Here is a 6121-nt window from a genome sequence, read left to right on the forward strand (position 1 = left end):
GGCCGTCCCCGGCTGCCGGCGAGCCGCTGCCCGTGTCCCGACCGGGGGACCCTCCGGGCCCCCGCGACCGGTCCACCCCGCGGCCGGCGGCCGTCCCCGGCTGCCGGCGAGCCGCTGCCCCGGCCATCCCCGGGTACGACGACGGCCCCCGGCGTGTGCGCCGAGGGCCGTCGTCGTGGAGCTGGGATGCGTCAGTCGAGGTAGTCGCGCAGGACCTGGGAGCGGCTGGGGTGCCGCAGCTTGGACATGGTCTTGCTCTCGATCTGCCGGATCCGCTCGCGGGTCACCCCGTAGACCTGGCCGATCTCGTCGAGCGTGCGCGGCTGGCCGTCGGTCAGGCCGAACCGCAGCCGGACCACACCGGCCTCCCGCTCCGACAGCGTCTGCAGCACGCTGGTCAGCTGGTCCTGCATGAGCGTGAAGCTCACCGCGTCGACGGCCACGACCGCCTCGGAGTCCTCGATGAAGTCGCCGAGCTGGCTGTCCCCCTCGTCACCGATGGTCTGGTCGAGGCTGATCGGCTCCCGGGCGTACTGCTGGATCTCCAGCACCTTGTCCGGAGTGATGTCCATCTCCTTGGCCAGCTCCTCCGGGGTGGGCTCGCGGCCCAGGTCCTGGAGCAGCTCGCGTTGGATGCGGCCGAGCTTGTTGATGACCTCGACCATGTGCACCGGGATGCGGATGGTGCGGGCCTGGTCGGCCATCGCGCGGGTGATCGCCTGCCGGATCCACCAGGTGGCGTACGTGGAGAACTTGTAGCCCTTGGTGTAGTCGAACTTCTCGACCGCGCGGATGAGACCCAGGTTGCCCTCCTGGATGAGGTCCAGGAACGCCATGCCGCGGCCGGTGTAGCGCTTGGCGAGGGAGACCACGAGGCGGAGGTTGGCCTCGAGCAGGTGGTTCTTGGCGCGCTCGCCGTCGCGGACGATCCAGTTGAGGTCGCGGCGCATCTGCGGGGAGAGCTTCTGGCCCTCCTCCTCGGCCTGGCGCAGCCGCTCGGCGCCGTAGAGCCCGGCCTCGATCCGCTTGGCGAGGTCGACCTCCTCCTCGGCGTTGAGCAGCGCGACCTTGCCGATCTGCTTGAGGTAGGCGCGGACCGAGTCGGCCGAGGCGGTGAGCTCGGCGTCCTTGCGGGCCTGGCGGAGGGCCTCGGACTCCTCCTCGTCGTCCCACTCGAAGTCGCCGCCCTCGGTCTCCTCGGCGGCGGTCTCGGTCTCGGTCTCGGCGACGCCGTCCGGGCCGGCGACGACCGTCTCGTCGATCTTGAGACCCTCGCTCCCGGCGTCGACGACGGCGACCGTGGAGTCGTCGGTCGCGACGGCGGTGAGCACGGCGCCCTCACCGGTGCCCGGCGACGGCGTGATGGCGGGCTTGCGGGCCCCCTTGGGGGTCGCGGGCCTGGCGGAGGTGGGCTTCGCCCCGCTCGGGGCCTTCTTGCGGGCGGGGGCCTTGGCCGGGCTGGCCGTGGCGTCCCCCGCGGACACCGGTGCGCTGGTCCGGTTGGCCCGGGTACCGGCTGCGACCGTGCTGGAGCGAGTGGTGGTGCTCGCGGCGGCTGCGTCCGGTGCTGGCTGGTCGGCGGGCACTCAGGTTCCTTCCCGTGCTGGGTTCGTTCCCCGGGGAGCCGTCTGGTCCCCGGGCAGCGGCCTCGGCCGGCGTCCTGAGCGGGAGAGGACCCGACCGACGGCCCGGGTTTCACCGGTGCGCGGGTGGGGGACGCCTCTCGGCTGGGGAGCGACGGGAGCGGGGCTCTTCCATTGTAACGACGCGTTCCGGTGGGGCCACCGTTTCGCCGGGCACGGTGCCCCCCGACCTGGGGGAGCACACCAGGCGGAGGGGCCCTTCTCACCCTCCGTGGTGACCCGGCGGCGGGGCGCCGGGTCGGTCACTGTCCGATGCGCTCCTCGGCGGCCAGGGCGGCACCGACGATGCCGGCGTCGCCCCGCAGCTCGGCCGGGACGACGGGGGTGCGGGTGGACAGCAGCGGCACCCACTTGTGCGCCTTCTTGCTGACACCCCCGCCGACGATGATCAGGTCCGGCCAGACACAGGCCTCGAGGACGTCGAGGTAGCGGTCCACCCGCTTGGCCCACTGCGGGTAGCTGAGGTCCTCGCGCTCGCGGGCTGCCGCGGAGGCGCGCCGCTCGCCGTCCTCGCCGTCGACCTCGATGTGGCCGAACTCGGTGTTGGGCACGAGGACGCCGTCGGTGAACAGGGCGCTGCCGATGCCGGTGCCGAAGGTCAGCATCAGCACGACGCCGCGCCTGTCCCGGCCGGCCCCGAAGCGCATCTCGGCCAGCCCCGCGGCGTCGGCGTCGTTGAGCGTCTGCACCGTGCCGGGGATGCGGGAGGCGAGCCCCTCGGCGAGGTGCGTGCCGATCCAGCTCTTGTCGACGTTGGCGGCGGTGTGGGCGACACCGTTCTTCATCACCCCGGGGAAGGTGACGCCGACGCGCCCCTCCCACCCGAAGTGCCCGACGATCTGCGCCACGACGTCGTGGACCGACTCGGGGAGCGAGGGCTGCGGCGTGTCGATGCGCAGCCGCTCACCGTGCAGGTCGCCCTCGACGAGGTCGACCAGGCACCCCTTGATCCCGCTGCCACCGATGTCCACGCCGAAGCCGAGCACGCGGCCAGGGTAGTGAGCGCGCCGGTGCGGACCAGACCTGCTCGTGCAGGATCGACGGATGAGCACCGTCCCGGAGCCCGCCGTCCTCCTCGACCTCGCCGCCTCGACCGCGCGGGAGGCCGCGGACCTGGTCGCCCGGGGCCGGGCCTCTGCCGCCCAGCAGGTCGACGTGAAGTCCAGCCCGGTCGACATGGTCACCGCGGTGGACCGGGCCTGCGAGGAGCTCGTCACCGGCCGTCTGTTGGATGCACGTCCGGACGACGGGCTGCTGGGGGAGGAGGGCGGCCGGCGCAGCGGCAGCAGCGGGGTGCGCTGGGTGGTCGACCCGATCGACGGCACCACGAACTTCGTCTACGGCCTGCCCGCGTACGCGGTGTCGATCGCCGCGGAGGTCGACGGGCGCGCGCTCGCCGGGGTGGTGCTCAACGCCGCCACGGGCGAGCTGTACTCGGCGACCGCCGGCGGCGGCGCCTACCTGACCGCTCCCGGCGCCGAGCCGGTCCGGCTCACCGGCAGTCGGCCGGCGTCGCTGGAGCACGCCCTGGTCGCGACCGGCTTCGGCTACCGCGCGGAGCAGCGCCGGGCCCAGGCGGCGGTGGTCGCCGAGCTGCTGCCGACCGTCCGCGACATCCGGCGACACGGCTCGGCGGCCCTGGACCTGTGCACCGTGGCCGCGGGCCGGGTCGACGCCTACTACGAGCTGCACCTCAACCGGTGGGACTTCGCCGCAGGCGCCCTCGTCGCGGCCGAGGCCGGGGCGGTCGTCACCGGCCTGCCCGGACGGCCGTTCGCCGAGCCCCTGGGCATCGCCGTGGCGCCGTCGGTCGCCGAAGAATTCGTGGCGCTGCTGGACCGGCTGCACCCCACGGCGTGATCCGGATGGAACGGGCCCGCTGCGGCCCCGTCCCGGGGCTCGCCCCGAGCCTGCGAGGGGTGGGGAGGACGGGGTCCTTCCACGGTGGGGGCAGGGGGGTCCTTCGATCAGCAGGCGGCCGCGGCGCTGGCGGCGGCGCTGAGCGCGGCGTCGACCTCCTCCGGTGCGGCCAGACTGCCGGGGAGGGCGAACTGCGGGCCGAGGACCAGGTCGACCTGGGCGGTGGCGCGGGTGTCGAGGTAGTCACCGACCCCGGGGACGAAGAGCTCGAGGAAGGCGGCGGCGTCGTTGCCGCGCGGGCCGTGCCGCAGCTCGCCGACACCGGTGACCTCGCGGTCGGTCGGGTCGTTGGCGATCTCCTCGACGACGAAGCCCCGCTCCTGCAGTGCCCGGGCGACGTCCTGGGCCAGGTTCGCGGTGTCGGTGGCGTTGAACACCCGTATCGACACCGTGCTGGGGTCCAGGGACGGCGGGGCCGCGGAGGCGTTGGCGCAGGCCGCGGCCTCCTGGGCCTCGGTCTCGCCCTCGTCGTCGAAGACGTTCCACCAGACGGCCAGGGCCGCCAACGCGAGCGTGAGCAGGAAGATGAGCGGCGGGATCGGCCGGCGGCCGCTGCGGGGACGGACCACGGAACGGTCGGTGGGCGGCGCGCTCACGTGCCCTCCTCGCTGGCGCTCGTCGGCCGCGTTCGCGGCGCTGCTGTCCTGTTGCGTGACCTCGCCGCCTCGTTCACGAGCTCGGGCCTCCACGGTCGCGGACGGTCGGCGCGAGTCTAGGACCGGTCGGCCGACCTAGATCGCACCGTCGTCCAGCGCGGCGCGTCCCCGCTCGACGCACGGGTCGATGCGGTCGGCGTACCCGGAGGTGTTCTTCCCGGCCATCGCACCGGCGGCCGACCGGGCGACGATCCCGGCGACGATCGCGGCGAACTTGAAGTAGGCGAACCCGACGTACCAGGGCAGGTCGGCGAGGTCCAGGCCGGTGCGCGCGGCGTAGCGCTCGGCGACCTCCGCCCGTGTCGGGAAGCCTTCCAGGGCCGTCACCGTGCTCTGGCCCGCGACGCTCCCCTCACCGGCCTGCGGCCAGTAGACGGAGAGCATCCCCAGGTCGGCGAGCGGGTCGCCGAGGGTCGACATCTCCCAGTCGAGGACGGCGCGGACCCGGCCGGGCGTGTCGGGGTCGAGCAGGCAGTTGTCCAGCCGGAAGTCGCCGTGGACGATCCCGCTGCGCTGCGTCGTGGGCACCGTCTCGGCCAGCCGGGCGGCGAGGGCGTCCAGGCCCGGGCGGTCCCGGTCGCGGGTGGCCTCCCACTGCTGGGTCCAGCGGCGCACCTGCCGGGCCATGAAGCCCTCCGGCCGGCCGAAGTCGCCCAGCCCCACCGCCGCGTGGTCGACCGCGTGCAGGTCGGCCAGGACGTCGACGAGCCCCTCACCGACCGCCCGCCGCTGTGCGGGCTCGTCGGCGTAGCCGGCCGGGAGCCGGTCCACCACGTGCAGGCCGACGACGCGCTCCATCACGTAGAACGGGGCGCCGAGGACGGCCGGGTCGGTGCACAGGTGCAGCGTCCGCGGCACCGGGACGGGGGTGGGCCCGAGCGCCGAGACGACCCGGTGCTCGCGGGCCATGTCGTGGGCGGTGGCCAGGACGGCGCCGGTCGGCGGCCGCCGCAGGATGACTGCGTCGTCCTCCGTGCCGCCCTCCGGCGTGACCACGTAGGTGAGGTTGGACATGCCGGCCGCGATGAGGTCCACCCGGACCCGCGACCAGCGCTCGTCGCCGAGGACGGAGGCCAGGTAGGGCCCCACGACGGCCGGATCAGCACCCACGGGATTCGACACCGCCGCAGGGTAACCTCTGGCGCTCCGCGCCCCGTCCGACCGGGTCCGGCAGCGATGTGGGCATCCCGTCGCGCGCCGGGCACAAACGGAGGCCGCGCGACGTTGGGGGGTCCGCCGGTCAGACCGCGCCGGTTCCCCGCCGTCCGCCGGTGGGTCGGACCGCGCGGACGTACAGCACCGGCCGGTGCCCGCGCACGCGGTCGCCGGCCTCCAGACCCCCGGTCGTCCCGGCGACCGGACAGCACGGCGGCGCCGCAGCGCGCCGCCGCGGACGATGTGCGGGCTCCCTGCCCGCGACGACCCCGGAGGAGGGGCACTTCCCATGGCCACCGACTACGACGCCCCGCGCCGCAACGAGGCCGACGAACTCGGCGAGGACTCGCTCGAGGAGCTCAAGGCGCGCCGCGCCGAGGCGCAGTCCTCGTCGGTCGACGTCGACGAGACCGACTTCAACGAGAACCTGGAGCTCCCCGGTGCGGACCTGTCCAACGAGGAGTTGACCGTCCGCGTCCTGCCCAAGCAGGAGGACGAGTTCACCTGCTCGCGCTGCTTCCTCGTCCAGCACCGCAGCCGGCTGGCCGCCACCAAGGGTGACCAGCTGTTCTGTCGCGACTGCGCCGCCTGAAGGAGGACCCCCTCCTCCCCACCCTCGCAGGCGCGGGTCGGGGCGGGAGAGGGCACTCGACCCGAGGAGAGCCAGTGACCGACCACCGAGAGCGCACCGGGCCGGCGCGGGACGTCCCGCCGCCGCGCCCGGTCGCGCCCGGCGCGGCCGGCGCG

Annotated in this window: 6 protein-coding genes; 2 read left to right on the forward strand and 4 right to left on the reverse strand. The window is 74.4% G+C overall.

The window, feature by feature from the left end; translation table 11 throughout:
* Positions 1-191: 191 nt before the first annotated feature.
* On the reverse strand, positions 192-1586 hold the full coding sequence (locus E4P41_RS15240) for an RNA polymerase sigma factor (RefSeq protein ID WP_135142123.1): 1395 nt from the start codon (positions 1584-1586) through the stop codon (positions 192-194).
* Between the two features lie 299 nt (positions 1587-1885).
* Positions 1886-2629, reverse strand: a complete 744-nt coding sequence (ppgK, locus tag E4P41_RS15245; RefSeq protein WP_135142124.1) for a polyphosphate--glucose phosphotransferase — start codon at positions 2627-2629, stop codon at positions 1886-1888.
* 58 nt (positions 2630-2687) lie between these two features.
* Between ppgK and E4P41_RS15250 the strand changes: the two genes are divergently transcribed.
* The gene (locus E4P41_RS15250; protein ID WP_135142125.1) at positions 2688-3503 is read left to right on the forward strand and encodes an inositol monophosphatase family protein; all 816 of its coding nucleotides are present in this window, start codon (positions 2688-2690) and stop codon (positions 3501-3503) included.
* 107 nt (positions 3504-3610) lie between these two features.
* On the opposite strand, the gene E4P41_RS15255 is transcribed toward E4P41_RS15250, so the two are convergent.
* Together E4P41_RS15255 and E4P41_RS15260 are read right to left on the reverse strand one after the other, a co-directional pair.
* Entirely contained in the window at positions 3611-4159 is a 549-nt protein-coding gene (locus E4P41_RS15255; RefSeq protein WP_135142126.1) for a LytR C-terminal domain-containing protein, read from the reverse strand.
* 135 nt (positions 4160-4294) lie between these two features.
* Positions 4295-5341: a phosphotransferase family protein gene (locus E4P41_RS15260; RefSeq protein WP_135142127.1), complete on the reverse strand. Its 1047-nt coding sequence runs from the start codon at positions 5339-5341 to the stop codon at positions 4295-4297.
* Between the two features lie 322 nt (positions 5342-5663).
* On the opposite strand from E4P41_RS15260, the gene E4P41_RS15265 reads away from it, so the two are divergent.
* On the forward strand, positions 5664-5966 hold the full coding sequence (locus E4P41_RS15265; protein ID WP_012948011.1) for a DUF4193 domain-containing protein: 303 nt from the start codon (positions 5664-5666) through the stop codon (positions 5964-5966).
* Positions 5967-6121 lie beyond the last annotated feature (155 nt).

The organism is Geodermatophilus sp. DF01-2 (assembly GCF_004571065.1).
In the GTDB taxonomy this organism is placed as follows: domain Bacteria; phylum Actinomycetota; class Actinomycetes; order Mycobacteriales; family Geodermatophilaceae; genus Geodermatophilus.